General features: G+C 69.7%; 23 protein-coding genes. 7 read left to right on the top strand and 16 right to left on the bottom strand.

All coding sequences use genetic code 11. The features are described from left to right. Nucleotides 1–33: 33 nt before the first annotated feature. The 12 genes from lepB (LCN96_RS09910) to LCN96_RS09855 form a co-directional block, all read right to left on the bottom strand. Nucleotides 34–627, bottom strand: coding sequence for a signal peptidase I (gene lepB / locus LCN96_RS09910; RefSeq protein ID WP_225272293.1), 594 nt, complete (start codon nt 625–627; stop codon nt 34–36). Then, entirely contained in the window at nt 627–1,484 is an 858-nt protein-coding gene (gene lepB / locus LCN96_RS09905; RefSeq protein ID WP_225272292.1) for a signal peptidase I, read from the bottom strand. Before lepB (LCN96_RS09905) ends, lepB (LCN96_RS09910) begins: the two co-directional genes overlap by 1 nt. 149 nt (nt 1,485–1,633) lie before the next feature. Further along, on the bottom strand, nt 1,634–1,996 hold the full coding sequence (gene rplS, locus LCN96_RS09900) for a 50S ribosomal protein L19 (protein ID WP_225272291.1): 363 nt from the start codon (nt 1,994–1,996) through the stop codon (nt 1,634–1,636). A 137-nt stretch (nt 1,997–2,133) separates the two neighbouring features. Continuing rightward, complete coding sequence (gene trmD, locus LCN96_RS09895) at nt 2,134–2,913, bottom strand: tRNA (guanosine(37)-N1)-methyltransferase TrmD (protein ID WP_225272290.1); 780 nt, start codon at nt 2,911–2,913, stop codon at nt 2,134–2,136. Beyond that, on the bottom strand, nt 2,913–3,413 hold the full coding sequence (gene rimM / locus LCN96_RS09890) for a ribosome maturation factor RimM (protein ID WP_225272289.1): 501 nt from the start codon (nt 3,411–3,413) through the stop codon (nt 2,913–2,915). Before rimM ends, trmD begins: the two co-directional genes overlap by 1 nt. A 72-nt stretch (nt 3,414–3,485) precedes the next feature. Next, a complete protein-coding gene (locus LCN96_RS09885; protein ID WP_043634919.1) occupies nt 3,486–3,731 on the bottom strand; it encodes an RNA-binding protein in 246 nt (81 codons plus the stop codon). A 1-nt stretch (nt 3,732) separates the two neighbouring features. Continuing rightward, a complete protein-coding gene (gene rpsP, locus LCN96_RS09880) occupies nt 3,733–4,173 on the bottom strand; it encodes a 30S ribosomal protein S16 (protein WP_225272288.1) in 441 nt (146 codons plus the stop codon). 231 nt (nt 4,174–4,404) lie between these two features. Next, nucleotides 4,405–5,955: a signal recognition particle protein gene (gene ffh / locus LCN96_RS09875; RefSeq protein ID WP_225272287.1), complete on the bottom strand. Its 1,551-nt coding sequence runs from the start codon at nt 5,953–5,955 to the stop codon at nt 4,405–4,407. Nucleotides 5,956–6,012: 57 nt separating this feature from the next. Further along, on the bottom strand, nt 6,013–6,600 hold the full coding sequence (locus tag LCN96_RS09870; RefSeq protein ID WP_148435125.1) for a GTP-binding protein: 588 nt from the start codon (nt 6,598–6,600) through the stop codon (nt 6,013–6,015). Continuing rightward, a complete protein-coding gene (locus tag LCN96_RS09865; RefSeq protein ID WP_148435124.1) occupies nt 6,581–6,976 on the bottom strand; it encodes a DUF742 domain-containing protein in 396 nt (131 codons plus the stop codon). Before LCN96_RS09865 ends, LCN96_RS09870 begins: the two co-directional genes overlap by 20 nt. A gap of 5 nt (nt 6,977–6,981) precedes the next feature. Next, nucleotides 6,982–7,404: a roadblock/LC7 domain-containing protein gene (locus LCN96_RS09860; RefSeq protein ID WP_080042345.1), complete on the bottom strand. Its 423-nt coding sequence runs from the start codon at nt 7,402–7,404 to the stop codon at nt 6,982–6,984. A 67-nt stretch (nt 7,405–7,471) separates the two neighbouring features. After that, on the bottom strand, nt 7,472–10,225 hold the full coding sequence (locus LCN96_RS09855; RefSeq protein WP_225272286.1) for a sensor histidine kinase: 2,754 nt from the start codon (nt 10,223–10,225) through the stop codon (nt 7,472–7,474). Between the two features lie 639 nt (nt 10,226–10,864). Here LCN96_RS09855 and LCN96_RS09850 point away from each other — a divergent pair. From LCN96_RS09850 to LCN96_RS09820, 7 genes are all read left to right on the top strand, one after another. Next, nucleotides 10,865–11,740: an ABC transporter substrate-binding protein gene (locus tag LCN96_RS09850; RefSeq protein ID WP_225272285.1), complete on the top strand. Its 876-nt coding sequence runs from the start codon at nt 10,865–10,867 to the stop codon at nt 11,738–11,740. Continuing rightward, nucleotides 11,737–12,513 (top strand): ABC transporter permease, encoded by a 777-nt coding sequence (locus tag LCN96_RS09845; protein WP_225272284.1) that lies wholly within the window; start codon nt 11,737–11,739, stop codon nt 12,511–12,513. The genes LCN96_RS09850 and LCN96_RS09845 overlap by 4 nt, the downstream gene beginning before the upstream one ends. Further along, nucleotides 12,510–13,313 (top strand): ABC transporter permease, encoded by an 804-nt coding sequence (locus tag LCN96_RS09840; protein WP_225272283.1) that lies wholly within the window; start codon nt 12,510–12,512, stop codon nt 13,311–13,313. Before LCN96_RS09845 ends, LCN96_RS09840 begins: the two co-directional genes overlap by 4 nt. A gap of 18 nt (nt 13,314–13,331) precedes the next feature. After that, nucleotides 13,332–14,336: an acetylserotonin O-methyltransferase gene (locus LCN96_RS09835; RefSeq protein ID WP_225272282.1), complete on the top strand. Its 1,005-nt coding sequence runs from the start codon at nt 13,332–13,334 to the stop codon at nt 14,334–14,336. Between the two features lie 78 nt (nt 14,337–14,414). Further along, a complete protein-coding gene (locus tag LCN96_RS09830; RefSeq protein ID WP_225272281.1) occupies nt 14,415–15,368 on the top strand; it encodes an ABC transporter substrate-binding protein in 954 nt (317 codons plus the stop codon). Continuing rightward, a complete protein-coding gene (locus tag LCN96_RS09825) occupies nt 15,365–16,171 on the top strand; it encodes an ABC transporter permease (protein WP_225272280.1) in 807 nt (268 codons plus the stop codon). Before LCN96_RS09830 ends, LCN96_RS09825 begins: the two co-directional genes overlap by 4 nt. Continuing rightward, nucleotides 16,168–16,959, top strand: coding sequence for an ABC transporter permease (locus tag LCN96_RS09820; RefSeq protein ID WP_225272279.1), 792 nt, complete (start codon nt 16,168–16,170; stop codon nt 16,957–16,959). The genes LCN96_RS09825 and LCN96_RS09820 overlap by 4 nt, the downstream gene beginning before the upstream one ends. Before the next feature lie 6 nt (nt 16,960–16,965). On the opposite strand, the gene LCN96_RS09815 is transcribed toward LCN96_RS09820, so the two are convergent. The 4 genes from LCN96_RS09815 to LCN96_RS09800 form a co-directional block, all read right to left on the bottom strand. Further along, on the bottom strand, nt 16,966–17,937 hold the full coding sequence (locus tag LCN96_RS09815) for a nitrilase-related carbon-nitrogen hydrolase (protein WP_225272278.1): 972 nt from the start codon (nt 17,935–17,937) through the stop codon (nt 16,966–16,968). Further along, complete coding sequence (locus LCN96_RS09810; RefSeq protein ID WP_225272277.1) at nt 17,934–18,368, bottom strand: DUF3598 family protein; 435 nt, start codon at nt 18,366–18,368, stop codon at nt 17,934–17,936. The genes LCN96_RS09815 and LCN96_RS09810 overlap by 4 nt, the downstream gene beginning before the upstream one ends. 4 nt (nt 18,369–18,372) lie before the next feature. After that, entirely contained in the window at nt 18,373–19,752 is a 1,380-nt protein-coding gene (locus LCN96_RS09805; protein WP_225272276.1) for an aldehyde dehydrogenase family protein, read from the bottom strand. Between the two features lie 77 nt (nt 19,753–19,829). Then, nucleotides 19,830–20,369: a GTP-binding protein gene (locus LCN96_RS09800; RefSeq protein ID WP_225272275.1), complete on the bottom strand. Its 540-nt coding sequence runs from the start codon at nt 20,367–20,369 to the stop codon at nt 19,830–19,832. Nucleotides 20,370–20,395 lie beyond the last annotated feature (26 nt).

Here is a 20,395-nt window from a genome sequence, read left to right as displayed (position 1 = left end):
CCATTCGCCGCATACCGCGACTGGAAGACGTCTCTACTTGACCTTGTCGAAAATGTCGGGACGGGAGAAGAGATAGCCCCGCGACAGCGGCCAGTAGCGCACCACGGCCTTGCCGATCACGTCGTCCTCCGAGATGAAGCCACCTCCCGGCTCGCCCATATGGGCCCGGGAGTCGGCCGAGGCGCTGCGGTGGTCGCCCATGAGCCAGAGCTTCCCGGCGGGCACGGTGACGTCGAAGTCATCGCCAGAAGCGAAATCGTCCGGGTAGAGGTAGGACTTCTCGTCCAGCGGCGTACCGTTGACGGTGATGCGCTTCTGCTTGTCGCAGCACACCACCTTGTCGCCGCCGATGCCGATGACCCGCTTGATCGTGTCCTCGCCGTTCCAGCCCTTGAAGACCACGATGTCGCCGCGCTCGGGCTTGCCCGCCAGCTTGTTGACGAAGACCCGGTCGTTGACCAGGAGAGTGTTCTCCATCGACACGGACGGGATGTAGAACGACCCGACCACGAACGCCTGAAGCAGCAGCGCGATGCCGACGCCCATGACCAGCAGCAGGACGGTCTCGCGAAAGCCGCCCTTCTTCTTCTCTTTCCCCACGCCCTCCGCCTTCTTGGTGTCGGCCATCAGCGCCTCCTCCGCAGGCGCCGACGGACCAGCACCAAGGGTACGGCCATGCCGAACCCGGCGACCAGCGGTGCCGAACCGCCCAGCGCCTGGAGTGCGGGCTGTGCGAACGTGTCAGGGATGTCGATCGTGTCGAACCTGTTGAACGGCCACACGATCACGAAGGCCCGCCCGATGACCTGGCCTTCGGGGATGGAGCCGCCACCCGGATCGCCGGTGTGCGAGCGCGAGTCGAGCGAGACCGAGCGGTGGTCGCCCATGACCCACAGCCGCCCCTGCGGCACCGTGACGTCGAAGAACTCGTCGGAGGGCACGTCGCCCGGGTAGAGATAGCTCTCCTCGTCGATGGGCGTGCCGTTGACCGTGATGCGCCCCTTGGAGTCGCAGCACTTGACGTGGTCGCCGCCGACGCCGATGACCCGCTTGATGTAGTCCTTCTCGCCGGGGATGATGCCGAACGCCGTGCCCACCCACCGGAAGAAGCCCTCGACCGGGTTGGACGGCTCCGCCATCTCGAACTCACCGTCCCAGGAGTCGACCCCCGAGAAGACCACCACGTCGCCGCGCTCGATGTCACGAGTGTGGTAGACGAGCTTGTTGACCAGGACCCGGTCGTTCGTCAGGAGGGTGTTCTCCATCGACTCCGACGGGATGTAGAAGGCCTGGACCACAAACGTCTTGATGATCAGCGCCAGCACCAGGGCTACGACGATGAGAACGGGAAGCTCTTTCCAGAACGACCCCTTCTTCTCTGGTTTATCGCCCTTGGCCGGCTTCTGAGTCTCTTCGGCGACCACGTCCACCTCGTCCTCGACAGGGCGGCGCGCCGCGCCGTGCTCCTGGCTTTCGTTAGTCATCGCTGACGAGCCTAGATGATGCCTCGGCTCGACAAGCCTCGACCGACGTTACACCGTGCACGAGTCGCTCCACATAAAGGAAACGGCCCTGTAAAGGCGAATGGCCCGCGCGTTCGCGCGGGCCATTCCCAAGACGAAGACCACCGGGTTTACTTGGCGGCCGCGGTCTCGCGCTTCTCGCGGATGCGGGCGGCCTTGCCGCGCAGGTCGCGCATGTAGTAGAGCTTGGCGCGACGCACGTCACCGCGGGTCACGAGCACGATCTTCTCGATGACCGGGCTGTGCACCGGGAAGGTGCGCTCGACGCCGACACCGTAGCTGACCTTGCGGACCGTGAAGGTCTCGCGGGCACCGCTGCCCTGGCGGCGCAGCACGAAGCCCTTGAAGACCTGGATGCGGGAGCGGTTTCCTTCGACGACTCGGACGTGGACCTCGAGCGTGTCACCGGGGCGGAACGCCGGCACGTCGCCGCGCAGGGTCGCCTGCTCGAGCTCCTGGATCTTCGTGTGCATGAGAGCTGTCCTCAAGTCCTCGTGAGCACGCGGAGGTCCACCCGGCCGGAGCTCGCGGCGGACACGCTTGCTGGTTTGATGAGCCCGGGACCGTTTCCCGGGCATGACGGACCAACCGATAGACGGTTGGCAGCGATTCAGTTTGCCATATCTTCCGGCTGGAGGCGAAACGAGAGCTCTTCGAGCAGCTTTCTGTCGTGCTTGTCGAGCGTCTCGGGGTCGAGCGCCGCCGCCAGCTCGGGCCGGTTCCGTACGGTGCGCCGGATCGCCTCGTCGCGCCGCCACCGGGCGACATTTCCGTGATGCCCGGACAACAGCACCGCCGGCACCTCGTGCCCGCGCCACACGGGCGGCTTGGTGTAGACGGGCCCCTCCACCAGGTTCCGCATCGAGCCGGGCGCGAACGAGTCGTCCACGGCCGACTGGGCGTTGCCCAGCACGCCTGGCAGCAGCCTGCCGATGGCCTCCACCATCACCAGCACCGCCACCTCGCCACCGGCCAGCACGTAGTCGCCGATGCTGACCTCGTCCACGCGCATCCGCGAGGAATACTCCTGCATGACCCTGGAGTCGATGCCCTCGTACCGGCCGCAGGCGAACAGCAGCCACGGCTCCTGCGCCAGCTCCTGCGCCAGCTCCTGGTCGAACGGCCGCCCGCTCGGGGTCGGCACGATCAGCCGGGCAGAGCCGTCGCCGACGACGGCGTCGATGGCCTCGCCCCACACCTCGGGCTTCATGACCATCCCGGGCCCGCCCCCGTAGGGGGTGTCGTCGACGGTCTTGTGCACGTCGTGGGCCCAGTCGCGCAGCTGGTGCAGCCGTACGTCGAGGGTGCCGCGCTCACGGGCCTTGCCGATCAGCGAGACGTCCAGCGGCGCGAAGTACTCGGGGAAGATCGAGACGATGTCGAGCCGCATCACAGCAGCCCTTCGGGAGGATCGACGACCAGCCGGCCCGCCTCCACGTCCACCTCGGGCACCAGCGCCCTGACGAACGGGATGAGCGCCTCCTCCTGGCCCTTCCTGCGCACCACGAGCAGGTCCTGGCCGTGGTGCAGCACATCCGTCACCTCGCCGACCGGCTCGCCTGAGACGGTCTGCACGGCCAGCCCGATGAGCTGGTGGTCGTGGAACTCGTCGGGGTCGTCGGACGGCGTCACCTCGGAGGAGTCGATGACCAGCATGGTGCCGCGCAGCTCCTCGGCGGCGTCGCGGTCGGCGACCCCCTCGAACGTCAGCAGCAGCACGCCCTTGTGCCACCGGCGACCGGCGACCACGAGCGGCCCGCGATCGGCGGGGTCGGTCGTGATCGGCGTGCCGGCGGCGAAACGCAGCTCGGGATCGTCGGTGCGCACCTCCACGGTCACGTCACCGCGTACCCCGTGCGGGCGGCCTATCCGGCCGACGACCAGCTGCACGTGAACCTGCCTTCTCTCTCAACGCGGAGCGCCCCCATCGGAACGAGCCGATGAGGGCGCACAAACCTGACGCTAACGGACCGCTTCGTGCAGATCGAGCAGATCGACCCGCACGTACTTCCCGTCGGCCAGGGCGTTCACGACCGTGCGCAGCGCCTTGGCGGTGCGCCCGCCGCGTCCGATGACCTTGCCCAGGTCCTCGGGGTGCACCCGGACCTCCAGGACGCGCCCGCTGCGAATGCGGCGTGCGCGGACCCGGACATCGTCGGGATGTTCGACGATGCCCTTAACGAGGTGCTCGAGAGCCTCCTCGAGCACGTCAGGCCTCGCCCTCGGACGGGGTCTCGGCGGCGGCCTCGGCCTCGTCCTTCTTCCTGCTCTTCTTGGGCGTGGTGGCGGCCGTGCCGGTGTCGCCACCGGACAGCGCCTCCTTGGCCGCGGCCTCGTAGAGGGCGTGGCGGTCGGCCGCCGGCTCGGCGACCTGCAGCGGCGCGGGGGCGGGCTCGCCCTTGAACTTCTGCCAGTCACCGGTGAGCTTGAGCAGCTTGAGCACCGGCTCGGTCGGCTGCGCGCCGACACCCAGCCAGTACGCCGCGCGCTCGGCGTCGATCTCGATGCGCGACGGGTTCTGCTTCGGGTGGTACAGGCCGATCTCCTCGATCGCCCGGCCGTCACGCTTGGTGCGGCTGTCGGCGACGACGATACGGTACTGAGCGTTGCGGATCATGCCGAGCCGCTTGAGCTTGATCTTGACTGCCACGGGTGTGGTCTCTCCTGCATTTGAGCGTGGGTGAACGGCACCTCGCCGAGTGGGGCACGACGGGATGACGCTCCAGGGACAGGCGTGCCCGGCGGGAGGTGAGAGGGCACCCGCATGGCCACGGTGTTCCAACATGCCATTGTGCCAGATCGACGGCACTGCCTACGACCCGTCACGACAGCACACCGCAAAGGTCCGGTAAGGGGTGGACTCGCCCACCCCGCCGCCGGACTACTTCTGACCGGGCAACCGCAGCTTCGACGGGTCGAAGCCGGGCGGCAGCTCCATCCCCGGCGGCAGCTTCCCGCCGAGGTTGCCCAGGACCCCGCCCTGCTTGGGCGCGTCGGGGGCCTGCTCGCCGGAGGACGCCTTGCCCAGCGCGGCCTTGCGCGGGTCGCCGCTGACGCGCCGCCCCTTCTTGGCCTTCTTCTGCGCCTTGGCGGCCTTGCCCTTGCCGCCGGGCATGCCGGGGATGCCCATGCCGCCGGCCATCCGCTTCATCATCTTCTGGGCGTCGAAGAAGCGGACGACGAGGTTGCTCACGGCGCTCACCGACACGCCGGAGCCGGCGGCGATGCGCGCGCGGCGCGAACCATTGATGATCTTGGGGTCCTGCCGCTCGGCCGGGGTCATCGAGCGGATGATGGCCGCGATGCGGTCGAGGTCACGATCGTCGATGGAGTTGATCTGGTCGCGCATCTGCCCCATGCCGGGCATCATGCCGAGCAGGTTCTTGATGGGGCCCATCTTCTGGACCATCATCATCTGCTCGAGGAAGTCTTCGAGCGTGAAGTTCTCGCCCGAGGTGAGCTTGCCCGCCATCTTGGCGGCCTGCTCCTCGTCGAACGTCTTCTGGGCCTGCTCGATCAGGGTGAGGATGTCACCCATGTCGAGGATGCGCGAGGCCATCCGGTCGGGGTGGAAGGCGTCGAAGTCCTCGAGCTTCTCACCCGTGGACGCGAACATGATCGGCCGGCCCGTGATGTGCCGCACCGACAGCGCCGCACCACCGCGGGCGTCGCCGTCGAGCTTGGTCAGCACCACGCCGTCGAAGCCGACGCCCTCCATGAACGCCTGCGCCGTCGTGACGGCGTCCTGGCCGATCATGGCGTCGACCACGAACAGGGTCTCGTCGGGCGAGACCGCGTCGCGGATGTCGGCGGCCTGCCGCATCATCTCCTGGTCGATGCCCAGGCGGCCGGCGGTGTCGATGATGACGATGTCGTGGTTGAGGCGCCTGGCCTCGTCGAGCGACCTGCGGGCGACCGCGACCGGGTCGCCCACGCCGCTGCCCGGCTCGGGCGCGAAGACGGCGACCTGGGCGCGCTCACCCACGACCTGGAGCTGCTGGACGGCGTTGGGCCGCTGCAGGTCGGCGGCGACGAGCATGGGCGCGTGGCCCTGCTCCCGCAGCCACCGGGCCAGCTTGCCCGCGAGCGTCGTCTTGCCCGCGCCCTGCAGACCCGCCAGCATGATGACGGTCGGCGGCGTCTTGGCGAAGCGGAGCCTGCGGGTCTCGCCGCCGAGGATCCCGATCAGCTCGTCATTGACGATCTTGACGACCTGCTGCGCCGGATTCAGCGCCTGGGAGACCTCGGAACCGCGGGCGCGCTCCTTGACCTGGGCGACGAACGCCTTGACCACCGGCAGCGCGACATCGGCCTCGAGCAGGGCGATGCGGATCTCACGGGTGGTGGCGTCGATGTCGGCATCGGACAGCCGCCCCTTGGATCGGAGGGAGGAGAAGACCGATGTCAGCCGGTCGGATAGCGTCTCGAACACGTGGTTGGCCAGTCCTCGAAGCGAATGTACGTCTAAGACTCCAGCCTATCCGCTCCGCTAGCCGCTCCAGCCTGGCACGGCCATCCGGACCGTCAGCGCGTGCTCGACGAGCTGGATCAGGACGGTTTTCACCGAATCCTTCTTCCGCGCGTCCAGCCGCACCATCGGGATGTGCGGCGACAGCGTGAGCGCGTCGCGCACCTCCGTGTCGCTGTGCGGGTACGACCCGTCCCAGCCGTTGATCCCCACCACGAAGGGCAGCTGCGCCTCCTCGAAGTAGTCGATCGCCGGGAAGCTGTCGGCCAGCCGCCGGGTGTCGACCAGCACGACCGCGCCGATCGCGCCCCGCACGAGGTCGTCCCACATGAACCAGAACCGGTGCTGCCCGGGCGTGCCGAACAGGTACAGGATCAGGTCGCGGTCCAGCGACACGCGGCCGAAGTCCATGGCGACGGTCGTGGTCGACTTCAGCGGCGTCATGCCGAGGTCGTCGATGCCTGCGGAGGCGTCGGTCATGACGGCCTCCGTCGTCAGCGGCATGATCTCCGACACCGCGCCGACGAACGTCGTCTTGCCCACTCCGAACCCACCGGCAACGACGATCTTCGTCGAGGTGAGGCCCGGGCTAGAGCCTGCGTAGTCCACTGAGCACCCTTTCCAGCAGGTTGACGTCCGGTCTGCCTGCCTCAAGCTGCGGCTGATGCACCCGAACCAGACCCTCCGCCGCCATGTCCGCGATCAGAACACGCACCACGCCGAGCGGGATCCGCAGCAGCGCCGACACCTCGGCCACCGACCTCACCTGGAGGCAGAGCTGGCTGATCGCTTTGTACTCGGGCGTGATGTGGGAGAACTCCCGGTGCTCGGCGGTCGCCGAGGACACCAGGGCCTCCATCGCCAGCTTGACCTTGGGCGCGGTCCGCCCGCCCGTCACGGCGTACGGCCGCACCGGGGAGGCGGGGTCATGGCTGGGAGGCGGGGGCGGGGGCTCCCAGCCACCGCTGTTCCACGAATTCGTCACCTACATCACCTGGTCTGGCTGGCGCGCAGCTCGGCACGCACAGCCGGGGTCAGCACCTGGCCGGCGCGGTCCACCATCAGCGTCATCTGATAGGCCACCAGACCCATGTCACAATCCGGCGCCGCCAGTACGGCCAGGCACGAGCCGTCGCTGATCGACATGATCAGCATCAGGCCGCGCTGCATCTCCACGATCGTCTGGTTGACCGCGCCACCCTCGAACACCCTGGCAGCGCCCTGGGTCAGCGAGACCAGGCCCGACGCGATGGCGGCCAACTGGTCGGCGCGGTCGGCGGGAAAGCCCGCCGACGCCGCCAGCGGCAACCCGTCGGACGAGACGACCACCGCGTGCGCGACGCCCGGAACGGTGCTGACGAAGTCGGTGATTAACCAGTCCACCCCGCGTGCCGCGTGGCTCAGGTCGTTCATGCGCTCTCCTTCGTCGATCGCATGAACGACAGTCGGCTGTGTGTGACTGGCCGCTCGTTACGCTCGTTCACGCGCCCTCATCCCTACTGTCACTCCTCGGGCCGGACCCGTACGTCCTGCCCTCGCTGATGTCGTCACGCGCGGCCCGGAAGCCTTGCTGGAAGCTCGACAACCGGCTGCGCACCCGGTCGGGCGAGACCGCCGGCATCGGTGCGACGCCCTTGGGCGCCGAGACGGTGTCGGCCGAGCCGGGCACCAGGTTGGCCTTGGGCACCCGCTTGGGCAGGCCCGAGGCCGTCGCGCCGTCGCGTACCGGCTCGCGTACGGCCTCCGCCGCGCTCCAGCCCGCGTCGGCCTTGGCCGAGCCCCACGTGGAGTTGGCCTCGGCCGCGTTGTGGTCGAACCAGGCCGACTCCACCGAGGCGAAGATCGGCAGGTACTCGTCGCCCGCCGAGGCCGGCTTGACGGCGGGCATCGGGCCGGTCGCGGCCGACTCGGTCTCGGGGAAGCTGTTGAAGCTGCCTCTGGGCGAGTCGCTCTCCGCGAAGCCGTTGAACCCGCCCCTGGTCGGCAGCGGCTGCTCGGGGCGCGTCCACGGACGGGTCTCGTCGGGCAGCGCGCCACGCTGGGGCAGGCTGCTCTCCCGCTGCGGCAACCCGCTGTCGCCGGTCATGGGGCCGCGCGAGGTCACCCAGACGTCGTTGGAGGAGTCGGCCGACATCCAGCCGCCTGCCTCGGCGGGGAAGGCCGGGCCCGACGCCCAGGAGCCGCCGCCCTGCGGGACGGGCTCCGCCGACGGGTACGAAGGGTAGGACGGGTGGCCGGGGCCGAGCTGGAACGAGGAGGCGGGCCAGGGGCTGGCCGCCGCGGGCTGCGGCGTCTGGAAGGACTCCCTGGGCGGGCCGCCCGCGGCCGGGGTGCCGGCGGGCGCGGTCTGCGCGCCGAGCAGCGACTCGGGGATGAGGACCATGGCCGTCAGGCCGCCGGAGCCGTGCGGGCGCAGCTGCACGCGGATGCCGTGCCGGTGCGCCAGCCTGGCGACCACGAACAGGCCCATGCGGCGCGAGACGGAGACGTCCACGGTGGGCGCGTCGGTCAGGCGCGCGTTGGCCTGAGCCAGCTCCTCCGCGGTCATGCCGATGCCGGAGTCGCTGATGGACAGCATGATGCCGCCGCCGTCGATGCGGCTGCCGGAGACGGGGACGCGGGTCTCGCGGGGCGAGAACGACAGGGCGTTCTCGATCAGCTCGGCGAGCAGGTGGATGATGTCGTTGACGGCCTGGCCGGCGATGGAGACGCCTTCCGGCACCTCCAGCACGACCCGCTCGTAGTTCTCGACCTCCGACAGGGAGGCGCGGGCGACGTCCACCAGCTTGACCGGCTGGCTCCAGCGGCGCGGCGGCTCCTGGCCGGCCAGGACCAGCAGGTTCTCGCTGTTGCGGCGCATGCGGGTGGCCAGGTGGTCCAGCTTGAACAGGTTGCCGAGCCGCTGCTCGTCCTGCTCGCCCTGCTCCAGCCCGTCGATCAGGGTGATCTGCCGCTCCACCAGCGTCTGGCTGCGCCGCGACAGGTTCACGAACATCGCGTTGACGTTGCTGCGGAGCTTGGACTCCTCACCGGCCAGGCGGACGGCCTCGCGGTGGACCTCGTCGAAGGCCCGGGCGACTTCACCGATCTCGTCCCTGGAGTTGATCTCGATGGGCGGGACCCGTAGCTGGTCGGGATCGACGTCGGTGTTGCGGAGCTGGCGCACCAGGTCGGGCAGCGTGTGCCCGGCGATCTTCAGGGCGTCGCCGCGCAGCCGCCGCAGCGGGCGGACCAGCGAGCCGGCCATGAGGGCGGTGATGGCCAGGACCAGGATCAGCAGCGCCACCACGATGCCGATGTTGATGGCGGCGAGCTGCCTGTCGCCGCTGGCGACGTCGGCGCTTCGGGTGGCCACCTGCTCCGACAGCGACTTCTGCACCTGGTGGTGCCGGTCCACGGTCTCGGAGATGGCGTCGAACCAGCTCTCGGTGTCGTTGACCGTCTTGCTGTCGAGCCTGCGCAGGGACGTGCCCTCGTTGTTCAGCAGCACGGCGCGGCTGATGTAGAGCTCGGCCAGGCCGATCTTCCGGCTGGCGACCGTGTTGTTGAAGTCCTGGCGCTGCCGCGCCGAGGCGACCGTGTTGAAGGTGTTCCGCTCGCTCTCGCGGCGGGAGCGGGCGTCGAGGAAGGCGTTGAACTCCGGCTCCTCGAAGGAGCCGCGTACCAGCGCGATCGTCAGCAGCGCGCGCTGCTTGGAGGCCTCCTCCTCGGCGCGCGCGATGGAGCGCAGCGCGGCGGCCGTCGCGGTGAGCTGCTCGTCCGTGGAGCCCTGTCCGAGCTCGTCGTAGATCTGCAGCATGTCGGCGACGGTCTCGGAGTACTTCTCCACGGTGGGCAGCGGCGGGAGCTGCGAGCCGGTCACCGTCTCGCGCAGCGAGGGCAGCTGGCTGAGCCGGACCTCGATCCGGTCGAGGGTCCTGCGCCCGAGGTCCGACAGCGACGGCTCGACGGTCTTGGCCAGGGCCAGCGTGCGGGTGACGTTGGCGTCCACGATGCCCTGCTGGCTGCTGAGCTTGTCCTCCTCTCGCCTGCCCTCGGCCACGTAGCGGGCAGCGAGGTCACGCTCCATGCCGAGATCGCGGGCGAGCTCGCCGAGCTGGGCGACCAGCTTTCCCGAGTCGCTGATGAACTGGTACTGCTGCGCGCTGCTGATGGAGGTGGTGACGCGCAGCGCGCCCAGGATCACGGCCACGATCGTGGGGATGGCGATGAGAGCGATGAGGCGGGTACGCACGCGCCAGTTGCGCAGCGCGAACGAGCTGCCCGAACGGGGCGCTTGCTGGGGCTGCGGCGGCGCCGCACCGCCGGCAGGCTCTTCCGGAGCATCCGGAGCGCTACCACGACCGGAGCCGGTCGTTGTTGTCCTCACTGGTGGCAACCTCTCGCCATGGCCTGCTCTAGGGGGGTCTTCAGCGGCTTCGTCGCGCGGACGAGTGATCGCAGGCAAGTTCGAGGCCCAATTTGAGCACAAACCTCATACTTAGGCCAACGTCTCGACCGTTTTCAACCGTTCCAACTCACACATTGTTCACGTGGCAAACCCCTGGACACGGAGCGCAACCAACACGCCAATCCGGACATACAGCACCTAAGCATCCTTAATGGCACTATTTACATCTATAGCGGGGCACAGTCATATTTCGTAGATAAACGGCATAAATGTGGCATAGTGCTGCCGTTCCGATCTCCCCTCCGGTACGCTTCACGCCCGGCAACCTGTGCCGATCTCCAGAAGACTTCCCCCTGGTAGGAGAACCCCCCCATGACACGCAAACTGCGCTGTCACGCCATTGTTCTCGGCGTCACAGTCGCTCTCGCCCTTGCCGGCTGCGGCGGATCCGACACCCCGGAGACCTCCGCCAACAGCAACGGCTTGGAGAAAACCAACATCACGGTCGGGGCGCTCCCCATTCCGGACCCGGTGTCGCTCTACATCGCCAACGCCAAGGGCTTCTTCAAGGAAGAGGGCCTGACCGTCACGCCGAAGATCATCACCGGTGGTGCCGCGGCCATTCCGGCGATCGAGAACGGCTCCCTCGACATCTCGCAGACGAACTACGTCTCGACGTTCCTCGCGGTCAGCACCGGCAAGAAGATCAAGCTGGTCGCCGACATGTACCAGGCCGGTCCGAACACCTTCAACATCATGGTGCCGAAGGACTCGCCCATCAAGACGGTGGCCGACCTCAAGGGCAAGACCATCTTCGTCAACAACCTGCGCAACGTCGCCACGCTCGCGGTCACCTCGCAGCTCAAGGTGGCCGGTCTCACGGAGAGCGACGTCACGTTCAAGGAGAAGCCGTTCCCCGACATGGGCAACGCGATCCTGAGCGGCCAGGCCGACGCGGGCTGGATCACCGAGCCGTTCATCACGGCCAACCAGAGCGCGCACGGCTTCCGCAAGCTGGCCGACACGATGACGGGTCAGACCGCCGACCTGCCCATCGCCGGCTGGATGGCCACCGAGGAGTGGGCCTCGAAGTACCCCAAGACGCTGGCCGCCTTCCAGCGGGCCATCTCCAAGGCCCAGCAGGTCGCCTCCAGCGACCGCAAGGAGATCGAGGCCATGCTGCCGAAGTACACCAAGATCGACGCCAAGACGGCCTCGGTGATCACGCTGGGCGCCTACCCCAGTGAGCTGAACGCCAACCGCCTGCAGAAGGTCGCCGACCTCATGCTCGAGTACGGCTACCTGAAGAGCGCCATCGACGTGAACTCCGTCATCGTGGCACCCCCGACAAGCGGATGACCGGTGCACGACTGCTCCGCGGCGCCATCGGCGCCGCGGGCTTCCTCGTTGTAGGGGAGCTGCTCATCCGCTTCGGCATCAGCCCGGAGCTGGCCTTCCCCGCTCCCTCGACCATCCTGCTCGAAGCCGTGCGCCTGCTGGCCGACACCGAGTTCCTCGCGGGCGTCGGCACCACCCTGACGAACTGGGTGCTCGGCCTGCTTGTCGCCACCGCCATCGCGGTGCCGCTGGGCGTGCTGCTCGGCGCGCTGACCCCGCTGGAGCGCGCCATCCGGCCGCTGCTGGAGTTCATGCGCCCGATCCCGTCCGTGGCGATCATCCCACTGGCGATCCTGCTGATCCCGGTGGACGAGCTGATGAAGATCTCGGTCATCGTGTACGCCTCGGTCTGGCCGATCCTCATCAACACCCTCTACGGCATGCACGACGTCGACCCGCTGGCCAAGGAGTCGCTGCGCAGCTTCGGCTTCGGCCGCCTGGCGGTGCTGGCCAGGGTGAGCCTGCCCAGCGCGGCCCCGTTCGTCGCGACGGGCGTCAGGATCGCCGCCGGCATCGCGCTGGTCCTGGCCGTCAGCGCCGAGCTGCTGGCGGGCGGCTTCAACGGGATCGGCGTCTACGTGACGGTCGCGGGCAGCGGCAACAGGACGGACCTGATGATGGCGGCGACGTTCTGGGCCGGCGTCATCGGCGTGCTGGCCAACGTGCTGCTGATGGCCGGCGAGCGCCGCCTGTTCCACTGGCACCGGATGCGGACGGGGGCCGCGGGATCGTGAAGAACCTGCCCAGATTCCTGGTGATCCCCGCCGTGCTCGTCGTCTGGGAGCTGGTGACGCGGGCGATCGGCGACACCGATTTCCCGCCGCCCACGACGATCGTCGTGCGCATGTACGAGCTGTGGTTCTCCGGCCCCGTCGGCCGGGTGTTCCTCACCGACGACGCGATCGACAACATCCTGCCGAGTCTCGGCCGCATGTTCGGCGGCTGGATCCTGGCGGCGCTGATCGGGGTCCTGGCGGGCATGCTGCTCGGGCGCTCCCGCGCGGCGACCGACTACGTGGACCCGCTGATCGAGTTCGGCCGGGCGCTGCCGCCGCCGCTGCTGATCCCCGTCTTCCTCGTGCTGATGGCGGGCCTGTCCACCGAGGCGGTGAGCGGCGTGCTGATCACGCAGCTCTCGACGATCGTGTTCGGCGTGGTGTGGCCGGTGCTGCTCAACTCCATCGACGGGGTCAGGGCCGTGGATCGTACCTACACGGAGACGGCGACGGTCTTCAACCTGACCAAGCTGCAGTACCTGCGTGTGGTGCTGCTGCCCGCCGCCTCGCCGAAGATCTTCGCTGGGCTGCGGCTGAGCCTGTCGCTGGCGCTGATCATGATGGTGATCAGCGAGCTGCTCGGCGGCGGCGACGGCATCGGATACCAGCTCCTGCAGTTCCAGCGCAGCTTCGACGGCGCCGGCGTGTGGGCGGCGATCGCGCTGCTCGGCATCCTCGGCTACGTCGTGAACTCCCTGTTCGTGCTGGCCGAGCGCCGCGTGCTCGTCTGGCACCGGCAGGCCACCCGCAACCCGTGATTCTTCCTGGAAGGACATATGCCGCATTCCGATGACCTCCTGTGGGGAGCCGTAGGAGACATCTCCCGTTTCGCGGCCCTGCTGACCATGGCGGAGCTGGGCCTGGCCGACCACCTCGCGCACGGGCCGCTGGGCAGCGCCGACCTGGCCGAGCGTTGCGGGGCACACGCCCCCTCGCTGCGCCGGGTGCTGCGCGAGCTGGCCAGCATGGGCGTCATCACGGCGGCCGGGCCCGACACCTACGACCTCACGGAGAAGGGCACGGCCCTGCGCTCGGACGTGCCCGACTCGGTCCGCTCGTCGATCCGCATGCTCGGCGAGGAGAGCTTCTGGTACGCCATGGGCATGCTGCCCGCCACCGTGCGCGACGGCGGCTCGGCGTTCATGAAGCGGTACGGCCCCCTCTACGACCACCTCGCCGCGCACCCGGACGTGAGCCGGATGTTCGACGACTACATGACCGCCAGGGCCATCCCCTTCACCGAGGGCCTGGCCAAGCGGTACGACTTCCCCGCCACGGCGACGATGGTGGACGTGGCGGGCGGCAAGGGTCACATCCTGGCCACGGTCCTGCACGCCAACCCGCAGATGCGCGGGATCCTGTTCGACCTTGAGTACGTGACGGAGCACGCCAGGCAGACGCTGGCGGCCGAGGGCCTGGCCGACAGGTCGCAGGTGGTCTCCGGCGACATGTTCGCCGAGGTCCCCGCGGGCGGTGACGTCTATCTGCTGGCGAGCGTCCTGCACAACTGGGACGATGACGATGCGGTCAAGATTCTGCGCAACGTCCGCGAGGCGATGAGCCACGACGGGCGCGTCCTCATCCTGGAGGTGGTGCTCCCCGACAGTGAGGAGCCGCACCTCGGCAAGGACATTGACATGCGGATGCTGGCGATCTTCAATGGCGGCACCGAGCGCAGCCGCGAGGAGTACGCCGCCGTGCTCGACCAGGCGGGGCTGGTCATCAGCGACGTCGTCGAACTCGGCTCCGGCGCCCATCTCATCGAGGCGAGGCGCCGCTGACCTCTTCCCAGCCTCCGCCGGACCACCGGACTCAGAAAGGCAGTGGCGATGCAACTGGCCAGGATCGTAGTCGCGGGTATGGCAGTGGCGCTGGCGATCAGCGCGTGCGGAGGCGGAGGAGGAGGCGAGACGGGCACCACCGGCACGACGTCGTCCAGCGGGCTCGAGAAGACCGAGCTCCTGGTGGGCGTGGTGCCGGTGCCGTCTTCCGCGTCGTTGTTCATCGCGGAGAAACGCGGGTTCTTCAAGGAGGAGGGCCTGACGGTCAAGACGGAGATCATCCAGGCGCCGACGGCGGTCATGCCGAAGATCGTTAACGGCAGCATGGACGCGTTCATGACGAGCTATGTGGTGCTCATGACCATCAACGACTCCGGCGCGGCCAAGCTGAAGCTGTTCCAGCACACCATGGGCGGCGCCCCGAACGTCTCCGGGGTGGTCGTGGCCAAGGGCTCGCCGATCAAGTCGGTCACCGACCTCAAGGGCAAGACGGTCGCGGTCAACGTGCTCAAGGCCCTGGGCCAGACCGTCACCAACGCCCATCTGCAGGAGGCCGGGGTCAAGCCGGAAGAGGTCAAGTTCGTCCCGGTGTCGTTCGCCGACCAGCTCGGCGCGCTGTCCACGGGCAAGGTCGACGCGGCCTGGCTGGTCGAGCCGTTCCTGAGCGCGGCCAAGAAGGGTGGCGCCACCCAGATCGTCGACACCACGAGCGGCGTCACCGAGGGCGTGCCGATCGACGGGTGGGGCGTCACCGAGCAGTGGCTGGCCAAGTACCCGAAGACGGCCGAGGCCTTCCACCGGGCACTGGCCAAGGCCCAGGAGGTCGCCGGCGCCGACCGCAGGGCCATCGACGAGGTGGTGCCGACGTACACGCAGATCCCCGCGGAGACGGCGGCGGCGATGACGCTCGGCACGTTCACCATGGAGCCCGACAAGGCCAGCGTGCAGAAGCTGGCCGACCTCATGCACGGCTACGGCTACCTGAAGGCCAAGGTGGACGTGGCCACCCTCTTCGCGTCGGTCGGCGGATGATCCGTCGGCGGACCGGGCGCGGCGCGGTCGGCGCCGCGCCCGGGCACGGGGTGCTCGGCTTCGCCGGGGTGGTGGGGTTCCTCGCCGCCGCCGAGGTCGCCGGGCGGACCGGGCTGATCCCGGACTTCCTGCCCTACGTCTCGCACGTGCTCGCCACGGCGGCCACGCTGCCGCTGGACGCGCAGTTCAGGACCGACGTGCTGGCCACGCTCGGCCCGTGCCTGCTGGGGCTGGTGATCGCGATCGCGGTGGCCGTGCCCGCCGGGCTGGTGTTCGGGACGGTGCCGTTCATGGAGCGCTCGGCCCGGCCGCTGGTGGAGTTCCTGCGGCCGATCCCGTCGGTGGCGCTGATCCCGCTGGCGGTCTTCCTCTTCCCGGAGGGGCACGACGCCAAGACGGCGCTGGTCGTCTACACCTGCTCGTGGCCGCTGCTCATCAACACGATGTACGGCCTGAGCGACGTCGACCCGCTCGCCAAGGACACGCTGCGCAGCTTCGGCTTCGGCCCGCTGGCGGTGGTGCTGCGGGTGAGCCTGCCGAGCGCGGCGCCGTTCATCGCGACGGGGGTGCGGATCGCGGTGGCGGTCACCCTCATCGTGGCCGTGAGCGTGGAGCTGCTCGCGCCGGGCGGTGGCGGGATCGGCGCGTTCCAGTCGCTGGCGGGCAGCGCCAACCGGCTGGACCGGGTGCTGGCGGCCACGGTGTGGGCCGGGGTGCTCGGGCTGGCGGCGAACCTGCTGTTCACGGCCGGCGAGCGGCGGCTGTTCCGGTGGCACCACGCGCGGACGGGGGTGGACACGTGAGTGTCGTGCGGCGGGTGGCGTGGTTCTGGCTGCTGCCGGTGGCGGTGCTGGCCTGGGAGCTGGTCACGCGGAGCCTGCAGGCGACCTACTTCCCACCGCCGTCGCAGATCGTGGCGCGGCTGCACGAGCTGTGGTTCTCCGGGCCGCCCTCGCGGGTGTTCCTCACCGACGAGGCGGTGGCGGACCTGGTGCCGAGCCTGTCCAGGCTGTTCGCCGGGTGGTCGATCGCGTGCGCGGCCGGGGTGCTGGTCGGGGTCGTGCTGGGGCGCTCGTCCTGGCTGTCGGGGCTGGTGGAGCCGCTGGTGCACTTCGGCCGGTCGGTTCCGCCCGCCGCGCTGCTGCCGGTGTTCCTGGTGTTGTTCAAGGTGGGCACGCCGATGCAGGTGGCCTCCATCGTGTACGGCGTCGTCTGGCCCGTGCTGATCAACAGCATGGACGGCGCCCGCCACGTGGACCGGCAGTACATCGAGACGGGCGCGGTCTACCGGCTGAGCTCCTGGCAGCGCCTCACCAAGATCATCCTCCCCGCAGCGGCCCCGAAGATCTTCGCCGGGCTGCGGCTGAGCGTGTCGCTGGCGCTGATCATGATGGTCATCTCCGAGCTGGTGGGCAGCAGCGAAGGGGTCGGGCACCGGATGCTGGAGGCGCAGAGCCAGTTCGACATCCCGGCCATGTGGGCCGGGATCGTGCTGCTGGGGCTGCTCGGCATCGGCCTCAACGCGGCCTTCCTCGGGGTGGAGCGGGCGGTGCTGGGCTGGCACACGAGCGCGCGCACCGGCGACACCTGAGCGGAGTCAGCCGAACAACCGGGCGATGGCCGCCACCTGCCTCGCCCGGAGCGCCGCCCGATCGGGTACGCCTTTCGCGGGCCGCTCGACGTCGTGCCTGGCGTACTCCTCGGCCCACAGCCCGGTCTTGACCCGGCTGAGCAGGTTGGCCATGCCGGGCCGCAGCCGGGCGCGCCGCAGCGCGGCCAGGTCCAGCTCGGCCGCCGCGACCAGGGTCTCGCCCGGCCCGGCCTGGGCGAGCAGCCGCCCCTGGTGGTCGATCACCTCCGAGCCGCCGTTGGTGGAGTCGCCGGGGATCGCGATGCCGGTCAGGCCGCCGCTGTTGGCCGAGACCACGCAGGCCAGGTTCTCCACGGCGCGGGCACGGCGGGCCACGGCCTTCGGGGTGAGCTGCGGGGACGACGCCTCCGAGGTGGGGTTGCAGAGCACCTCGGCGCCGCGCAGCGCCAGCGCCCGGGCCAGCTCCGGCATGAGGATCTCCTCGGAGGCGACCACGGCGAGGTTGCCGATCTCCGTCCGCGCCACCGGGAGCACGCCGTCGATGCCGTAGACCTCCAGGTAGCGCTCCCACACGTCGTAGGGCGTGGGCGAGAACAGCGAGTGCAGCCTGCGGTAGCGCAGCACGGCCTGCCCCGACGGCGCGAGGATCACCGTGGATTGGAAGAACAGGTCGGGGAAGTGCTCGTCCCGCTCGTAGGCGTTGACGCACAGGAACACGTCCTGAGCCGCGGCGACCTCGCCGAGCGCGCGGTACTCGGGGCCGCCGGGGTCCAGCGCCGCCCGGTCCCGCCACTGCTCGACGCTCTGCCCCATGGGGAAGCCGGTCAGCACGTACTCGGGCAGCACCACCAGGCGCAGCTCCGGCCCGAGCCACGCCTTCGACCCCGCCACCTGGGCGCCGATCCGCTCGATCGCGGCCCCGATCCCGGCGCCGGTGCGCGTCTCCACCTGCAGGGCCAGCGCGGTGTACGCGGTCATCCCGCCCGCCGCTCATCGATCAGCGTCCGGCGCACGCACACCCCGTCGCGCAGCCACTGCCACACCCGGCTGCGCGAGCGGCCGTCCTCGCTCAGCACGATCAGCTCGAACAGACGCAGGTCCTGCCCCTTGAACCGCCAGGTCAGGTACATCGTGCTGTCGTCCAGCTCCCAGAACTCGCCCTTGAGCCGCTCGGTGTCGAAGCCGCACCGCCCGCCGCCGAGATAGGTGCCGGGGAACTCGTGCACCTCCGTGCGGCCGTCGTCCCAGGTGTAGCGGTTGGTCTGGTGGTAGACCTCGCCGCGGATCTCGCAGGTCATCCGTACCCGGTGCCGGTCGAGCAGCTCGCCGTCGGGGCCGACGTGGCGGTACTCGCCCTCCCACTCGCCCTCGTGCCTGGCCAGCAGCGGCATCTGCTCACGCAGTCCCATCCGGTCACTCCTTCGTGCTGTGCCACCAGGGGTCGGCGGCGTCGGATCGGTTGACCAGGAAGGCCCGGCGGCGCAGGAAGCGGCTGATGGAGGCCGCGCCCATGCGCGAGCCGCCCAGGCCCGACAGGCGGAAGGAGTTCTTCTCGCCCTCGTGCACCAGCGCGGTCAGCCCGGCGTCGTTCACGCTCACCGCGCCGGCCTGGAGGCGGGCCGCGACGGCGCGGGCCTGCTCCTCGTCGGCAGCGAACACGGCGGCCGACAGCCCGTAGACCGAGTCGTTGGCCAGCGCCACCGCCTCGTCGGGCCCGGACACCGCCATGACCGGCAGCACCGGGCCGAACGTCTCCTCCGTCATGACCAGCATGCCGTGATCGACGCCGGACAGCACGGTCGGGCGGCACCAGTGGCCGCCGCCGTGCCGCTCGATGCGCCCGCCGGTGTGCACGCTCGCGCCCTTGGCCACGGCGTCGGCCAGGTGCTCGGCGATCACGTCCGCCCGGCCCGGCTCGATGAGGGGGCCGATCGGGCCGCCCTCGCAGGTCAGGCCGACCTGGGCGGCCTTGGTCACGAGCCGGTCGAGGAACTCGTCGTGCGCCTCGCGGGCCACGTAGACGCGCTCGATGGACTGGCAGGACTGCCCGGCGTTCGCGGTGCCGCCCCACAGGACGGCCGACGCGGCCCGGTCGAGGTCGGCCCCGGCCAGCACGATCGCCGGGTCCTTGCCGCCCAGCTCCAGGAACGCCGGCACGAAGGCGCGGGCCGCGGCCAGCGCCACCCGCCGCCCCGTCTCGACGCTGCCGGTGAACACGACGGCGTCCACCAGGTCCACGAGCGCGGCGCCGGTGCCGCCGTCGCCCTCGACGACCCGCAGCGGCAGCTCGTCGGGGACGAGCCGCATGAGCGGCTCGATGAAGCGGGGCGTCACCTCGCTCGGCTTGACCAGCACCGTGCAGCCGGCCGCCAGCGCGGGCACGGCGTCGATCAGGCCGAGCAGCAGCGGGAGGTTCCACGGAGTGATCATCCCGACCAGCTCGTACGGCACCGCGTCGCCCGCCACGAAGACCCCCGGCAGCGAGGCGGCGTGTTCGGCGGGCGGGGCGAGCAGCGCGGGCGCCTGGCGTACCCATCGCTCGACGAGCGCGGCCACGAGCCGGCGCTCCAGCAGCGACTCCCCCACCCTGCCGGTGTCGGCGACCAGGGCGGCGAGCAGGGCGTCGTCGTCGGCCAGCGCGGCCCCGAAGCGGGACAGCACCGCCCCTCGATCGGCACTGCGCCAGGCGGGGGCCCGCTCGCGCAGCCCGGCCGCGACGGCGGCCAGCCGGTCGGGCGGGATCGGAGCGAGCGGTCTGTCGGATTGCCCGGTGATCGGGTTCCTCACGTTCATGCGGTGCGGGCTCCTGCGATGCTCGGCGGGAGCCATTGTGATCATGTGATCGGGCCCGCGTCAACGGGCCCCGGCGATCAGCCGCCCCAGCCGGGGACGGCCATCCGGACCGTCAGGGCGTGCTCGACGAGCTGGATCAGCGCGTTCTTGACGGAGTCCTTCTTACGGGCGTCCAGCCGCACCATCGGGATGTGCGGCGCCAGCGTCAGCGCGTCGCGCACCTCGGAGTCGCTGTGCGGGTACTGGCCGTCCCAGCCGTTGATGCCCACCACGAACGGCAGCTGCGCCTCCTCGAAGTAGTCGATCGCCGGGAAACTGTCGGCCAGACGGCGCGTGTCGACCAGCACGACCGCGCCGATGGCACCGCGGACCAGGTCGTCCCACATGAACCAGAACCGGTGCTGCCCGGGCGTGCCGAACAGGTACAGGATCAGGTCGCGGTCGAGCGAGACCCGGCCGAAGTCCATGGCGACGGTCGTGGTCGACTTCAGCGGTGTCATGCCGAGGTCGTCGATCCCGGCGGAGGCGTCGGTCATGACGGCCTCCGTCGTCAACGGCATGATCTCCGACACCGCTCCCACGAACGTCGTCTTGCCCACCCCGAAACCGCCAGCCACCACGATTTTCGTCGAGGTGAGGCCGG

The organism is Nonomuraea gerenzanensis, from assembly GCF_020215645.1.
Taxonomy (GTDB): Bacteria; Actinomycetota; Actinomycetes; order Streptosporangiales; family Streptosporangiaceae; genus Nonomuraea; species Nonomuraea gerenzanensis.
This window is presented reverse-complemented; position numbering and strand designations above follow the sequence as displayed.